Below are 14479 nucleotides of genomic sequence, written 5' to 3'. Positions count from 1 at the left end.
GGCGCAGAGCTCCCAGCTATGTCGATGACCTCTTCTGCTGGTGAAAAATGTTCGATTTTCCATTCACCACAGCGGACGGCAGGTCGCCTTCCTTCCGCTAATCGAGATGCCGGTAGACCCCACAGGCGCTCGCTGCTCTCCCCCGGCCGTCGACGGCCGGGGGAGAGATCCCCCGGTTTCCGCCGGTCATTCGGGGATCCTGATCCCCCCGGGGCGTACCGTCAAATATAAGAGTTGCCAACATTAGGTGGTATATTGAAACACGTGGCGATCGTAGACGACGACAGCACTATCAGAGCCATTCTGGTCGAACTCCTTTCTCATCATGCCTTCAAGGTAAGCGCGGTTGCGGACAGTCAGCACTTGAACAGGATTCTTGCGTCGGATCCTGTCGATTTGGTTCTCGTCGACCTTAATCTCAGGCACGAAGATGGATTGGACATAGTCCGCAAACTGACCGCGCGCGACGACATTGCCGTCATTATCGTGAGCGGCGACCGCCTTGAAGAAGCCGACAAGGTCGTGGGGCTTGAACTGGGAGCGGTTGACTACATTACCAAGCCGTTCGGAATGCGGGAGCTTATCGCACGCATCAAGGCAGCCCTTCGCATCAGAAACTTCAGACCAGTTGCTTTGGACAAGCGTACATATCACTTTGCAGGGTGGACTCTGAATATCAGACGGCGACGCCTGACATCCTCGACGGGATTGGAGGTCAAACTGACATCAGCAGAGTTCAACCTTTTGGTGGCACTTGTGAAAGCGCCTCATCAAATACTCTCGCGTGACCAACTGATCGCTGCAACGCGTATGCACAACGAAGAGGTTTTTGATAGAAGCGTCGACGTTCTGATCCTGCGCCTCAGGCGCAAGCTCGAAGATGATCCCTCCAAGCCAAAATTGGTCAAAACCGAGCGTGGTGTTGGCTATTTCTTCGGTGTCAATGTCGATGTGGCCTACGCATGATCGAACCTGATCGCCAGAGTAGCTATCGCCTAGATGTCGCTCATGCCTCGGCGCCGGTCAACGTTTCCCGGCGACGATATTGGAGATCACTTTTGCGACTGTCGCGTCTGCCGGCAGTAGTCTGATATCCGCCGCCGCCCAGACAATGCAGCACAATATGACGTTGAAGCTTAGGATGATCTGAACCGCCGTACCGTGCTCCGCTCGGACAACCCCGACTGCGGCAGCACATATGGCCGGAATTCTGCTCAGCAGGACCAACTCCTTAAAAAAGGTACTGCGGCGGTTCGGCATTCCTGTAGATTTGCTCTCGATGCTGAATGCGCTGCCGAACTTTCCCAACGCATGCATGGCGCCCCCCGAAGCCGCGAGAACAGGGCTGCCCAAAATCGCGACACCGGCGCCAAAAGCAATCGCGGCGATACCCGAAAGTCCGTCTCCCACCTGGCTCATTGTCCGATCGGGAGCGGTACCGTCCCGCCATGCGCGCGTATAAGCCAATCCAGCAACAAAGAAAATGAGCGTTGCAAGCGATAGCATCAGCGCCGATGTGTTTCCGAAGGCGTAAATCTCCAACCGGCCTAAAGCGCTCAAGCCGGACGCGTCGCTACGCCCGGTAGCAATGGCAGCGCCGGCGCCACCGAAAAATCCGACGACGTTTCCGAGATTATAGAGACGGCCAGGGTCCCAGTATTGGCGGGATAAGATCGTGCATGAAAGCGGTACGAAGGAGGCGATTTTCTTTATCGACATGAGGGGCATGGCGTTGTCTCGGGATGCTGGAATGATCCTTGACGCTTTGAATCAGCAAGCGTCTGGAAGTGCGCCGATCCAATAGGAGACACCAATTGCTCCGCAATTTCAGATTTGCTGAAGCACATTACAATTGGAACCCAGCCGGTGAGCTTGCAGCGCCTGCTCATCTGTGACGCGGTCCGAGCGCTGAATGAAGACCTGGCCAGGCAACCACCACGTCCGCGGTTAATTTGGCGGCACGGCCGCTAACGGCGTGCAACGCTGCGGGCACATTGAATTAACACGAGATTACGCCCTCTTTCATTTCATAACAGGCAATTCTCGGCACGCCATGGCACGTTTCGCAAGCCGCTAAACAAGGAGCGGTTGTCCAAGCCGCAGGAGGCCAAGCCACCATCCCTCGCGATGCCACCGCACCTTCTGAAGCCTCGGGTATCGTCTACCTCAGTCGCTGAAATCCGGACGATCGATCATAAAAATGGGAGCGCACGGCATGGCCGAAACTGGTGCCAGTCTTCTATTTTGACCCCATCAAATCACGTCAGCATTCTTCAATCTCTCACAAAGGAACCACGAAAATGAAAGTTTTCATCGCTGCAATCGCCGCGTCTGTCTTCGCATTCGGCGCAAATGCCATGGCTGCAGAAAAGCCGCCAATCGTCCTCGTCCATGGCGCATTCGAGAATGCCCAGGTCTGGGGTTACGTCAGCGCCAAGCTGCAAAAGGATGGCTACAAGGTCGTGACCGTCGATCTGCCGGGCCGCCCAGGCAATCCGGCCGCCCCCGACAAGGTTAGCCTCGACCTCTATCGGGATGTCGTCGTCAAGGCTCTGGGCACCTCCAAGCGTCCCGCCGTCGTAGTCGGCCACAGCTTCGGCGGCATCGTCATCTCCGCCGCAGCCGAAAAGGCGCCGAAAAAGATCAAGACGCTGGTCTATCTCGCAGCCTACCTTCCCCACAACGGCGACTCACTGGTGTCGATGGCCGAGCAGGATCATGATGCAAAGATCGGTCCGCACCTTCAGATCCAGAAGGACAAGGGTATTGCCTCGATCGAATATTCGGCACGTGCCGATCTCTTTGGCAACGGTGGATCCGAAGGCCTGCGCAAGGCGATCCCGGATGAGATCCTCGATGAACCGCTGGCGCCGCTGGCCACCCCGGTCAAGCTCACCGAAGCCAAGTTCGGCAAGGTCGACAAGGCCTATATCCACACCGCCATCGACCAGGTCATCAGCCCATCCTACCAGGCGCAGATGGTCGCCAGCACCCCGGTGCGTGTCGAGTACACTCTTCAGACCGGTCACACCCCGTTCCTGACCGATCCGGACGGCGTGGCAAGCGACATCGAAAAGGCCGCAAAATAATCGCAGACCAATCCATCCAGGGGCAGGTCGCCAAAGCCTGCCCCTGGAAACGGAAATCTGCGCTTCCAGTCGAGCCGATCGTTGCGGCAAGCCCATCCCCGCTTCACCCACTCTGACAATTCGAAAGTGTGTTATGACGGCGTTCCTCTTCATCAGACCCTTGGGATCAAGAGCGCATCTGCGCTGTTTTGCGGCGCTATTCGTGTCGATTGCCTTTGGCGCCGGAAACGGTGCAGCCGTCAGCGCTGCGGACGGGATCGAGACAACCGTTGCGACCGATATCGGCTTCCCGGAGGGAACGATTTTCGTCGGGAAACGGCTCTACTTCGTTGATTATCTTCGCTCCAATGTCCTGCGTTTGGTCGACGGCAGGCCAGAGGTCGTTTGGCATCGGCCAGGGTGCGGGGCAAACGGTTTGGTCCAAACGACGGGCGGATTGATCGTCGCCTGTTTCGATAGCGGTACGCTTGTCGCGATCACGCTCGACGGCAAGACGGTCTCTGAAATCGACCAGGATGAAAGCGGGCACCCTTTTGAGGCACCAAACGACCTTGCGGCAGCCAAGGATGGCGATGTCTACTTCTCGGCCTCCGGCAATTCCAGAAACCCGGGAAAAGTCTTCTTCCTGAAGCCGAACCGCGCTGCCGTCGAGGTAGCATCCGACCTCGGTTTCGCGAATGGAGTGGGGCTGTCTTCCGACGGAGACACGCTGTACGTCGCCGACTCAGCGACAGGTCGGATCCTTGCGTTTTCGATTGCCCTGGACGGCTCGCTCGGACCGAGGCGCGATTTCATTCGGCTTCGAGACACGATCCCGGATGCAAAGCCTGATTCATTCAAAATCGACGGGCATGGAAATCTGTTCATCGCTCTCTATGACGCAGGAGGCCTGGCAATAGTATCGCCTGCCGGAAAGCTCATCAGCGTCTTGGGCGTGCCGGGCGATCATCACACCAATGTCGCCATAAGTCCGGACGGCGCCAGCCTCTATGTCGCCGCCATCGATGACGATCCCGCAATCACCTTCCCGGGGAAGATCGTCCAAGTGTCCAACCCGATCGCCCCTAGCCGTTCCGGACGATAGATCATGTCTTGCGGCGTTCCAGATATGGCGGATCTTCCCATGCCTGGTTAAATTCTAGACGTGTTCAGCAAACAAAACCTTTAATTATCAGTAGCCTGCCAAACGAAACCGGAAAGCTTGGCGTGAAATTACGGCAAGCAAGAGAATTGCACATTGTCCGAAAGCAACGAAGCCTTCGACACCAACTCAAATGGAGCTTAAAATGAGAAATATCCTTCGTTCCGCCCTTATGCTCTCCGCTGCAGCCTTCGGCTCGGCACCAGCTTCGGCGCAGTCAGTCCTTCCAGCCGGTACCGTCAAGAACATCGTGCTCGTCCACGGCGCCTTCGTCGACGAAACCAGCTGGAACGGTGTCGCGTCAATCCTGACGGCCAAGGGCTATAAGGTTACCGCAGTCAAGAACCCGCTTACGTCGCTTGCCGATGATGTTGCCGCCACCAACGCGGCGCTCGACGCTCAGGACGGACCGGCTGTGCTCGTCGGCCACTCCTGGGGTGGCGTGGTGATCGGCGAAGCCGGTGAAAACGCCAAGGTATCGGCCCTTGTCTATGTCTCGGCCTTCGCACCCGAAAAGGGCGAAAGCGTCTCGGCCTTGGCAAAGGGCGGACCTGCGACCGAGGGCGTCAAGGCCATTCGTCCCGACGCCAAAGGCTATCTGACCATTGATCCGGCGGTATTCCCGAGTGCCGTAGCGGGCGATTTGCCTAAGGAAATCGGCGAACACCTTGCCGCCCATCAGATGCCGATCAACCATACCGCCTTTGATGATGCGGCCCAGGTCGCTGCCTGGCATTCCAAGCCAAGCTGGTATGTCCTCAGCTCGAAGGACATGCTGCTCGACCCGCACGCACAGACCTTCTTTGCCGATCGGATGAAGGCCAAGGTGACGACAGTTGCTGGCAGCCACTCGTCGCTGGCTTCCCACGCCGAAGAAGTCGCAGCGGTTATCGAATCCGCTGCTGCCGCCAAGTAAACCTATCGCTATGCGTCGCCGGCGGTCGAGCCTCGATGGCCGACGGTGACGCGCTAATCTCTACAAACCTTAAGCTCGCCAGCATGTCCTCGACCATCCGCAAGCTGAGAGGAAAACGGAAATAGAGCCAGACAGCATGGGCGATGATCTCGGGAGGAAAGCGATGGCGGGGTAGAGTGGGTCACGGTCTGTCATGGCCTGTCATCTCACATCGACGTCCGCGTTTCGTTAAGTTGACGATGCCGATCGTCTCCCGCCGCAATGGCGGCCCGTGACCGCATCACAATGCCAAAGCAAGCTGCGATGCATCTCTATCGTCGACAGCATCGAGGGATGAAAGCGTCACGCCGAGCAATCGAATACCCTTTGAAACAGGAAAGATTGGCGACAACAGCAGCTCCACGATCTCGGCAAGTTCTGAGGCGCTCGCCACCGGCGCTGCGGCCGTCTTGCTTCGGGTAATCTGGGTGAAGTCGGCCCATTTCACCTTCAGCGTTACGGTCTTGCCGCGGATGCCATTGGCCTCGCAATATCGCCAAACTTTGTCGACGAGTGATTGCAGGCCAGCCCGGGCCGTCGCGATATCATGAATATCTTCCCGAAACGTATCCTCGGCGCCGACCGATTTTCGGGTGCGATCCGGCTTGACCTCACGCTCGTCGATACCGCGGGCGATCCAATAGAACCACGGTCCCGACTTCCCGAAATGCTGCTGCAGGAAGGTGAGATCACGCACTTTGAGATCGGCGCCGGTTTCGATTCCGAGCTTCGCCATCTTTTCTGCCGTCGCCGGTCCGACGCCATGGAACTTCTTGACGGGGAGTGCCTCGACGAAGGTCGGACCGTGCTTCGGCGTGATGACGAACTGGCCGTCAGGCTTGCGCTGGTCAGACGCCATCTTGGCGAGGAACTTGTTGTAGGAAATTCCGGCGGAGGCCGTGAGCCTGGTCTCGGCCTTGATCCTGGTCCGGATCTCCTCGGCGATCTCGCTTGCGAGCTCCATACCCTTCAGGTTTTCCGTGACGTCGAGATAGGCCTCGTCGAGTGACAGCGGTTCGATCAGCGGTGTGTAATCGGCAAAGATCGTATGGATCTGCTGCGAGACGGCCCGATAGACATCGAACCGATGCGGCACGAAAATCAGCTCCGGACACTTGCGCCTGGCCGTTACCGAGGGCATTGCCGAGTGAACGCCGAATTTACGGGCCTCGTAGCTTGCAGCCGCCACCACGCCACGCGCCGCCGGATGACCGACGGCGACTGGCCTGCCTCGAAGCTCGGGATTGTCGCGCTGCTCGACGGAGGCATAGAACGCATCCATGTCGATATGGATGATTTTGCGCACACGGCCGTGAGCGGAGGGGATCGCTTCCGCTCCACGTCTGTCGTTACCTTCCGGCTCTCGTGCGCTCAACATCCATGTCCTTTCAATCGCCGCCACCTATCTTATCCGCAGCGCTGACGGGATCGAGCAACAGGCTGTCGTCGAAATTTTTCTGCGAGAGCATCGCCCGATCGGCTTCTCAGTATCCCGCTGTGTTTCATCGATGAATCCGCAAATAAGTGCGCGCGTTCAAATCCATCGATCGCTTCACCTGAAAGAGTCGCTTAGTGGCTGATTGACTCCATTTCTGATCCATTTCAGATTGCGCCATTCACGACTAGCTGAACAGCTGTTTCTCCAAAGCGAAATCCTGACGCTGGCGCCGCCGCGCCAGCGCCGTCCAGCGGCTGGAAGATCAATTGGGTGGGGTTACGCCGTCGAGACCGACTGAAACGCGGTCTGCTGCGACCATGTTGTCGCCGCTCATGACGCCCTGTACGGAGACACCGGCACCCGCCTTCAGGTCATCCTTGGTAGCTGGGGCGAGGGCGACGATCTTCGTGCCATCAGGGATGTTAATCTTGCGCTCTCCGCCCTTGTAGGCCAGCGTCAGGGTAGGGCCATTTACGTCCTTGACGGCATTCGCAACGGTAGCGTTGGTCATCGATCCATTGGGTTTGACGTCCCAAGGGCGGTCGCCTTCGCCCGTGCCCTTCATCGAAGCCGGGAAGATGACGACCTGCACCGCGCCGTTGATGCCGCTGGCGGTCGGTTGCGAGCCGACACCGACAAAGTCACCCGGCTTTATGTCTGCGGCAGAGGCGTTCTTGACCCCCAAGACGTTCATGCCGGACTTCATCATGACCGTCACGTCCTTGCCATCCGGGCTCTTGATTTTCAGCGTGTCGCCGTCGAGGCTTTCAACTGTGCCATGGACGCGAATTCTGTCCGCGGCATCGGAGCTTTGCATCGATGCGAGCGCGACGAGGGCGCTGCTCGCAAGAATGAGGGCAGTCTTCTGAAAATAGCTGAGACTCATGGTGTTCCTCCCCTGGTGGCCGCCAAACGGCAAGCCGTCAAACTAAATCGCGCGGCCGACCAGATACCGCTGAGATTGTCGAAAAAGATCCCAAATCAAACAAGGGCATTCTAGCGAAGTGGTCCAGCACCGCCAATCAAGCTCGATCAAGGAATAGTGAGGAAAGGCATCAATCGTGAACCGAAGCGCGGAGCTTCGGTTCGAGCCGCGGTCTTACCAGGCGGCTAATTAGCCGGCGCTCCGGCCATCCAGATCAATTCCCATACATGGCCATCAGGATCTTCGAAGCTGCGGCCGTACATGAAGCCATGATCCTGCTTGGGATTGGGATCGGCGCTGCCGCCGGTCTTGGCGGCTTGATCCACGATATTGTCCACGTCGGCGCGATTTTCGACCGTGAGGGCGATCAACACCGCGCTGGACTTTTTGGCATCGGCGATGGGCCGCTCAGTGAACGATTTGTATTTGTCGTGCGTCAGCAGCATTGCGTAAATCGTCTCTGAAAACACCATGCACGAGGCCGTCTCATCCGAGTACTGTGGATTTTTGGTTCCTCCCACCGCTTCGTAAAACGCGGTCGATTTAGCAAGATCGCGAACCGGAAGGTTCACGAAGATCATCTTGGTCATCTGTCTATTCCTTCGCTCTGTTGACGAGTACTAGTCAGTCCAGTACCGTACCGCACGACTAACATTTGGGTACGGTACTGTCTAGTACCGGTTGAAGGACCTTATGAAAATCGACAACGAAACGAGATCCGCCCGCAAGGACCGCGAGATCATCCAGGCAGCTACGACGGCGTTTGTCAGTAAGGGTTATGATGGAACGAGCATGGAGGAAATCGCCACCAATGCCGGCGTCTCCAAACAGACCATCTACAAGCATTTTAGGGATAAGGAGACGCTTTTCAGCGAGGTTGTTCAATCGACCGCGACCCAAACCAACGATGTCGTCGAGGTCGTAACGGCACTGCTGTCCGAAACGACGTACATGGAAGGCGGCTTGCACCAGCTCGCCCGACGTTTGATGGCGATGCTGATGGATGACGAATTATTGAAGCTGCGGCGTTTGATCATCGCAAATGCTGATCGCATGCCTCAACTCGGCTGCAGCTGGTACGAAAAGGGCTTTGAGCGGATGCTGGCTTCAATGGCGTCCTGCTTTGAAAAGCTCACAAGTCGTGGGCTAATGCGAACCAATAACCCTCAACTGGCGGCCAGTCACTTTTTTGGAATGCTCCTTTGGATTCCCATGAATGAGGCAATGTTTACTGGAAACAGCAGGCCTCGTTCAAATGCGGAACTTGAACGACATGCCGATGCCTCGGTCGAGGCATTTCTTGTCATTTACGGGAAGCAGTCGAAATAGTTGTTACGCAGACAGGCGGCACTTTAAGCGCAGAATCCGGTCAGACCTTCGAGACTTACTTGATTCCAGTCCTGCAGTGGCGCTGATTGGCCCGCGGCAGGTGGGCAAGACGACCTTGGCGCTTGAGATCGGCGAGATACGACCATCGATCTATCTCGATCTCGAATCGGATGCGGATCGCGCCAGGCTGGGCGAGCCGGAGCTGTATCTAAGCCGGCATGCCGGTAAACTGGTAATTCTAGACGAAGTCCACCGACTGCCGAACCTATTCCAGAATCTCTGTGGCCTTATCGACCGGGGCCGCCGATCCGGTCGTAAAGCCGGCCAGTTCCTCCTTCTTGGATCGGCGTCGATCGACTTACTGCGACAGTTCGGCGAAACCCTTGCCGGGCGCATTGCCTATCTGGAAATGCATCTCGTGCCTGCTCCGCAGGTGCATCAAGCTGAGCGCAAATTTCATCCATATTCGTGAGCACTTGTTTGATCATTACGCATTCCCACAAAGAACACGTAAATTAGGTGCAGCGAATGGACAAAATCAACGTCCGACGAAGCGGTAAGCGATGGCCAGGTCGCTAGACGAAGAATGTGCATCCGAGTGCAACGGCAAAAATGCCTAGAGGCCATGTAAGCACTAACACGGCACTGATCCACTCACTTTCGAAGGAAGGTTGGTGCTCGTTGTTGTTGTCATTGGCTGCCCGCATGCTGGATTCCCCCGTTACGGGACCAGCATATCCAGCATTTTAGTCTTGTCTGATCAAAGATCATGTCGGCGCGTAACGCGGCCGGCCACCACCCTCACAAATCCAACCTTCACGCCTGCCTTGCGCGGGCTTTTTTGTGCCCGCCACACGGCCAGGGAGACCATCATTTGGTCGCGCCAAGAACGCCAAAGGCGAAAGCCGTTGGCGTGAATCAGTCAGATTTCACCATATCGCCGAGCTGCCGCAAGCGCACAACGGCGTCATTAGTTGCTTGGATGGCGCGTTCCATATCTCGCCTGACGACCGCATTCCTCAACTCGTCGAGTTGAGATTCTGCGAGCCGATGCAACTCGACCTCGATCCGTTGCTTATCCATTACCAAGCCTCTCTTAGTATTAGGACGCTATATCACAACCCCCAGTAGGCCGTCAATCTGCCCTCGGTATGAAAACTAGACTTTCGCCATCTTGGTTGTCTCCTCGATTGACACTTTCACTCTCAAATTAAAAGCCTTTCGGATCACTTGGTTCGCGAAGCGCAGGCGTCTTCGACATTCCTGACCGCTTCCTTTTGCTCCTCATTCATTGAATGCATCCACTCGGCACGTTCGGCGCGGCATCCGAACGCAAACGTATCGGCCGGGCCGTGTGCCTTGCAGAGAAACGCGGAAAAGGCGAAGTGTAGGGAGTTACGGCGAAAAGAGGAGCGTCCATGAGCGAGATAATAGAATATATTGAAGAGGCAGCCCAACGCCTGTGCGAGAGGCTTGGCATTCCGGCCAATCACGGATCCGTCTTTGCCATTACCGACGAAATCATGAAGCACGTCCTGGCCGAGCGGGAAAGATGCGCGATGATTGCCGAGCGAGGAAGCGCGTCGCTAGGGGTGACTTATGACGATAGTTGGTTGAACCGGACCCCCTTGGATATCGCCATCGCTATCAGGATGACCGAATGAGCGACGACGAACTCTTTGAGATAGGTCGCGCCGCGTCGGTCGACACTCTCAACGCCGAATGCCGAACATCATGGCAGGGTGAAGAATGGCGAGAATCAGAAAGCAGCGTGCGAAGCTGATGAAGGAACCTTGCTAGAGCCGGGGAGGGCGAAGCTTCCAGAAGATATCCGATGGATCAACAGCAGTAGCAAGCTCGCTCGCCAGCCCGTTCGTCAACCCGCCCCCAAAATCGCGTCGAGCTGTAAGATCCCGCGCTCTGACATCGAGTTGCGGCTGATGACGGCGATGAAGACAATCAGAGCTGTGCCCGACAGAGAGCGGAGGTTCTTCGTGGTCAAATCAGATTCCCCGGACTACATCTGCGAATACATCGACGCCTACGACCCAGAGAACAAAATCATTCCTCGATTCCGGCCTACACCGGCGGACGTTTCGGACTCCTGACAGCCTTGTCTTGGGTAAGGCATTTGGGAAAGCCGACCTGGCAGATCCTTTGGTGGCGGTCATTTGATCTGTCATTCCGCCTGATAGGCAAATACATCGGCCGTAGCAACGAGACAGCGCGGAAGCGGTATGAAACCGCCGTCACTGATGCGTGGATCGCTGCAAACACCTGAGGATTTATTAATTTTTCTAAAAAATGTACTTGGCAAGCTTGGCAATATCGGTCATTGTTCGTGATATCCTGAGTCATTTGCGTTAGCGTTCGGTCTGTCGACGCAGGCATAAGACTTCGGTTCGCTTAAGTTCGCCCCACCCTGCGCGTTGGACATACAACATCGTAAGAAGCAGACTGAGCCAAAGCTATAAAACGGCACAATCCTCGTCTTCCCTTTTTGACGGCTGCCCTTCGATCTCTGCGAAGGCCTCGTGAAAGATGATGAGCTTGCGCGCCTGTGCCATCGCGTATTCCCTATAGAAACCGTCCGAAATCCAGATGCGCGAGCGCCCCCGTCGGCCATTCCAGCCTAAGCCTCCGATCGATTCCGCTTCGGTAAGCTTGCGGCTGGTATGTGCCCGTGAAAGCGCGAGGAAATCGGCGAGATGCGAGATTGATCGGACATCCGTGAGGTAGCCGCCCAGCTGCGATGCGTGTCGGTCGATGCCCGCGACTAGCCGGTCCATCAAATGCCCGCCCGCATCCGTCCAAGCGAAGATCCGGTAGAGCGGCCCCGGCATGCGTATCTCGGGGCTCGCCAGGAGGCGATCGCCTATGGCCGGCGCAAGCAGCGGAAGCAGCCGTTCGGGCGCGCTGCGGAAGCGGCTGCCCCTGTCTCCTCCGTCGATACAGTCGAGCGCGGCAAGATGCACCTCGTACCACAAGCAAAGTACCGACATGGCTTCCGGTGCGGGCACCACGTCCCCCACCCGGCTCTCTTCGGGCGCCGGGAGGACGAGGCCGTACTTCAGGATTTCGTCGAAGAAAGCATAGGCGGTGTTGCGGCTGGCAATATTGTGCTGGACCGCAAGATGCCCGACCACCCGTCGCGACACACCCGGTCCGCCGATCCTTGCGGCACGAAAATGCCGGGTGAGCGCTGCCTGGGAGAGCAGCCAGCGCTGCTGCGAGGCAAACAGCGCCGATGGACGCGGCGCCGCGACATGGCTCGCAATGAAACTCCGCGCCAGCAACCCGATTGCATCGGCAAAGGTTTCTGCCGCCATCATACGGTCGATGCCGCTCGCTTCCGGCACGAGGCGCAAGCGCTGCTCAAACATGGACGTCACGGCGCGACACCCCAGGGATATAGAGCCATGACGGACAGATCTGCACTTTCTTCCTTTTATCAGGCACGGTCATTCCCCGGTCATGCATCACCGGCCGCAATCCTGCGACCCGTTCGATGGATAGCCGGGATGCCGGCGCAACGTCCTGAAGGCCGGCAGTCGGAATTCTGAAATCTTCTGATTCTTTTCTGAAACCGCCCGCCATCGGCTGCGTCATACTGTCCGTCACACGTCCGACCCTACCGGTTGACGGCTCCGCCGGATGCTCATTATGGTGCGCGCCGTGTTGCGAAAGGGCGGGGGGCACTTGTTCTCATTTTCGGGCTTCGTGCTGGATCCGGACCATGCCGAACTGCGCAGGCCCGACGGGTCCGTGACCCGGCTGCGCCCAAAAGCCTTCGAACTGTTGAAACTGTTCGTTACCAACAGTCATCGCGTGTTCAGCAAGCAGGACTTGATGGAGGTCGTCTGGCCAGGCATCCATGTCGGCGAGGACAGCCTCTTCCAGTGCATCCGCGAAATCCGCACCGTGCTCGGCGACAGCGAGCGGCAAATGATCAAGCTGGTCTCCGGCCGAGGCTATCTCTTCGCCCTCGATGTCACCAACGGACACGAACGCGAGAAGGCGGCGCCGCAGCTTCCGCAAACGGGAACCCAGCCAAGCGCAGGGCCGCGCCGGAGATTCCGCGCCGTGGTGCTCGCCAGCTTCGGCGTTCTAGTTGTAGCGCTTTTCATTCTCCTCGGTCGTTCCAATCTTTTCCAACCATCCCGACCCGTGCTGGAAGTGCTGCCGATCACGGAAGCCGCCGGTAGCCCCGAGGGTATCGCGCTCTCCCGCGGCATCACCGCCGAGCTGGTCAACGGCCTTTCCAAGATCGAAGGTATCGATCTCGTCGCGAGCGAGGGATCGACCACGCGCGCCACCTACCGGGTGCAAGCTGATCTCAGCAAAACTGCACAATCCTTTACCATTCAGGCGCGCCTCATCAATGTCGCCAGCGGCGAGATCCAGACAGTCGCCGAGATATCGGTGGACGCCGCGCAAACCGATCCACAACGCCTTCAGTCTCGGCTTGCGGCTGGTGTCGGCTATGCGCTGGCGGTCCGGATAAACAATCTCGGTGAATCAGACAGCACACAACGGACGGGCGGCGCGGATATCGCGATCCAACAGGCGCTCGCCTCGATTAACGAGACGACGCGCGAGCGTTTTGCAACGGCGCGGGCGATCCTTGAGAAATACCGCGCCGCCGATCCTGAAAACGTCGACCTGCCAGTGGCACTTGCCGACCTGCATCTGCGCGGGGTGCAAATGGGCTGGTATAACCCCGACGAAAGCGCCGCTGCCGAAACCGATGCCCGTGCTCTTCTGGAAGATGCTTTACGGTCGCGACCGCAATCCATATCTGTGCTGGGCGCATACTGCCGCTTCCTGACTGCGACCAACCAGTTCGCCGAAAGCCTTGTCGCTTGCGCGCGCGCGCTGACGCTCAATCCCTGGGACGGCGCGGCGCTCTATCAGATCGGTCTCGCAGAGGTCCAACTCGGCCGCTTCGACGATGGGCTGCGGACATTCGCCGAGGCCGACCGCTTTGATACGCCGGCGGTCTCTCGCTGGACCTGGCTGCTCGGGGCTGGCTGGGCGAACTTGCTGCTCGATCGCAACGCAGAAGCAATCGGGTTGCTGGAACGCTCGATCGCCATCACTCCTGGCTCCGGCCGCTCCTACATGCTGCTGGCGACCGCATACCGGCGCCTCGGCCGCAAGAAGGAGGCATGGGAAGCGCTCCTGAAGGGCATGGCGCTGCGTCCCGACTTCACCGTCCGCACTCTCCCGCTGTCAAGTCGCAACGCCAGCGATACCTATCTCGTCGCCACCCAGGCCATTCTGCGAACGCTTGTCGAAATAGGCCTGCCGACCGGCGACCCGCGATAGAAGGCTTACGACCCGAAGCGGCGCGGCTCCCTGGTAGAGGGGGCGAGGGCGTCCCATGCTCGCGTCGTTGCCGGTGCCGCCGGCGGCCGCTGCATAATCGCATGGCTCTGACGTTGGTCGGCAGCAGCCCGTCAAACAACCCCTGAAGCATATTGGATCGCGGATGCCGGTCCACGGGCAGTCAAAAATGGACGCAGACATTTGCGGAGAATTTTCCTAGCTCTTGCGCGGAACAGGTTCCCCCGAACGGCCTGTTCTCACGATTGCAGGCAAA

Annotated in this window: 18 protein-coding genes and 1 pseudogene; 10 read left to right on the top strand and 9 right to left on the bottom strand. The window is 57.9% G+C overall.

All coding sequences use genetic code 11. From position 1 onward, the window contains the following. Window positions 1-255: 255 nt before the first annotated feature. Window positions 256-966: a response regulator gene (locus FHT86_RS31060; RefSeq protein ID WP_133710881.1), complete on the top strand. Its 711-nt coding sequence runs from the start codon at window positions 256-258 to the stop codon at window positions 964-966. 57 nt (window positions 967-1023) lie between these two features. Here the strand turns inward: FHT86_RS31060 and FHT86_RS31055 are convergent, their stop codons facing one another. Further along, on the bottom strand, window positions 1024-1728 hold the full coding sequence (locus FHT86_RS31055) for a hypothetical protein (RefSeq protein ID WP_133710882.1): 705 nt from the start codon (window positions 1726-1728) through the stop codon (window positions 1024-1026). A gap of 572 nt (window positions 1729-2300) precedes the next feature. Between FHT86_RS31055 and FHT86_RS31050 the strand changes: the two genes are divergently transcribed. The 3 genes from FHT86_RS31050 to FHT86_RS31040 all read left to right on the top strand — a co-directional run bounded on the left by FHT86_RS31050 (window position 2301) and on the right by FHT86_RS31040 (window position 5146). Further along, window positions 2301-3089 (top strand): alpha/beta fold hydrolase, encoded by a 789-nt coding sequence (locus tag FHT86_RS31050; protein ID WP_133710883.1) that lies wholly within the window; start codon window positions 2301-2303, stop codon window positions 3087-3089. A gap of 202 nt (window positions 3090-3291) precedes the next feature. Then, a complete protein-coding gene (locus FHT86_RS31045) occupies window positions 3292-4173 on the top strand; it encodes an SMP-30/gluconolactonase/LRE family protein (protein WP_183868978.1) in 882 nt (293 codons plus the stop codon). Window positions 4174-4375: 202 nt separating this feature from the next. Next, a complete protein-coding gene (locus tag FHT86_RS31040; RefSeq protein WP_133710885.1) occupies window positions 4376-5146 on the top strand; it encodes an alpha/beta hydrolase in 771 nt (256 codons plus the stop codon). Window positions 5147-5222: 76 nt separating this feature from the next. On the opposite strand, the pseudogene FHT86_RS31035 reads toward FHT86_RS31040, so the two are convergent. The 4 genes and pseudogenes from FHT86_RS31035 to FHT86_RS31020 form a co-directional block, all read right to left on the bottom strand. Next, window positions 5223-5294: pseudogene (locus FHT86_RS31035) on the bottom strand (IS6 family transposase); the annotation flags it as partial. A 132-nt stretch (window positions 5295-5426) separates the two neighbouring features. Beyond that, the gene (dinB, locus tag FHT86_RS31030; protein WP_133710886.1) at window positions 5427-6563 is read right to left on the bottom strand and encodes a DNA polymerase IV; all 1137 of its coding nucleotides are present in this window, start codon (window positions 6561-6563) and stop codon (window positions 5427-5429) included. A gap of 322 nt (window positions 6564-6885) precedes the next feature. After that, window positions 6886-7509, bottom strand: coding sequence for a DUF5666 domain-containing protein (locus FHT86_RS31025; protein WP_133710887.1), 624 nt, complete (start codon window positions 7507-7509; stop codon window positions 6886-6888). Window positions 7510-7733: 224 nt separating this feature from the next. Continuing rightward, window positions 7734-8138: a VOC family protein gene (locus FHT86_RS31020; protein WP_133710888.1), complete on the bottom strand. Its 405-nt coding sequence runs from the start codon at window positions 8136-8138 to the stop codon at window positions 7734-7736. 103 nt (window positions 8139-8241) lie between these two features. Here FHT86_RS31020 and FHT86_RS31015 point away from each other — a divergent pair, with 103 nt between their 5' ends. Further along, on the top strand, window positions 8242-8877 hold the full coding sequence (locus FHT86_RS31015; protein ID WP_133710889.1) for a TetR/AcrR family transcriptional regulator: 636 nt from the start codon (window positions 8242-8244) through the stop codon (window positions 8875-8877). Further along, window positions 8765-9349, top strand: a complete 585-nt coding sequence (locus FHT86_RS38265) for an AAA family ATPase (RefSeq protein WP_312862582.1) — start codon at window positions 8765-8767, stop codon at window positions 9347-9349. Before FHT86_RS31015 ends, FHT86_RS38265 begins: the two co-directional genes overlap by 113 nt. A 446-nt stretch (window positions 9350-9795) precedes the next feature. Here the strand turns inward: FHT86_RS38265 and FHT86_RS31005 are convergent, their stop codons facing one another. Continuing rightward, a complete protein-coding gene (locus tag FHT86_RS31005; protein WP_166656978.1) occupies window positions 9796-9960 on the bottom strand; it encodes a hypothetical protein in 165 nt (54 codons plus the stop codon). A 335-nt stretch (window positions 9961-10295) separates the two neighbouring features. Between FHT86_RS31005 and FHT86_RS31000 the strand changes: the two genes are divergently transcribed. Together FHT86_RS31000 and FHT86_RS38520 are read left to right on the top strand one after the other, a co-directional pair. Next, window positions 10296-10541, top strand: coding sequence for a hypothetical protein (locus FHT86_RS31000; RefSeq protein WP_133710890.1), 246 nt, complete (start codon window positions 10296-10298; stop codon window positions 10539-10541). Next, window positions 10538-10660: a hypothetical protein gene (locus tag FHT86_RS38520; RefSeq protein ID WP_281413738.1), complete on the top strand. Its 123-nt coding sequence runs from the start codon at window positions 10538-10540 to the stop codon at window positions 10658-10660. Before FHT86_RS31000 ends, FHT86_RS38520 begins: the two co-directional genes overlap by 4 nt. Before the next feature lie 93 nt (window positions 10661-10753). On the opposite strand, the gene FHT86_RS38515 is transcribed toward FHT86_RS38520, so the two are convergent. Beyond that, the gene (locus FHT86_RS38515) at window positions 10754-10879 is read right to left on the bottom strand and encodes a hypothetical protein (protein ID WP_281413737.1); all 126 of its coding nucleotides are present in this window, start codon (window positions 10877-10879) and stop codon (window positions 10754-10756) included. 111 nt (window positions 10880-10990) lie between these two features. Here FHT86_RS38515 and FHT86_RS38980 point away from each other — a divergent pair, with 111 nt between their 5' ends. Continuing rightward, window positions 10991-11158 carry a DUF6362 family protein gene (locus tag FHT86_RS38980; protein WP_409527632.1) on the top strand — a complete coding sequence of 56 codons (168 nt, stop codon included), beginning with the start codon at window positions 10991-10993 and terminating at the stop codon, window positions 11156-11158. Window positions 11159-11345: 187 nt separating this feature from the next. Here FHT86_RS38980 and FHT86_RS30995 read toward each other — a convergent pair whose 3' ends face one another. Together FHT86_RS30995 and FHT86_RS30990 are read right to left on the bottom strand one after the other, a co-directional pair. Further along, window positions 11346-12260, bottom strand: coding sequence for a hypothetical protein (locus FHT86_RS30995; protein WP_409527635.1), 915 nt, complete (start codon window positions 12258-12260; stop codon window positions 11346-11348). Continuing rightward, complete coding sequence (locus FHT86_RS30990) at window positions 12253-12486, bottom strand: hypothetical protein (protein ID WP_133710892.1); 234 nt, start codon at window positions 12484-12486, stop codon at window positions 12253-12255. The genes FHT86_RS30995 and FHT86_RS30990 overlap by 8 nt, the downstream gene beginning before the upstream one ends. 90 nt (window positions 12487-12576) lie before the next feature. On the opposite strand from FHT86_RS30990, the gene FHT86_RS30985 reads away from it, so the two are divergent. Next, window positions 12577-14205, top strand: coding sequence for a winged helix-turn-helix domain-containing protein (locus FHT86_RS30985; protein ID WP_133710893.1), 1629 nt, complete (start codon window positions 12577-12579; stop codon window positions 14203-14205). Window positions 14206-14479 lie beyond the last annotated feature (274 nt).

It is taken from the genome of Rhizobium sp. BK313 (genome assembly GCF_014193655.1).
GTDB lineage: Bacteria > Pseudomonadota > Alphaproteobacteria > Rhizobiales > Rhizobiaceae > Rhizobium.
This window is presented reverse-complemented; position numbering and strand designations above follow the sequence as displayed.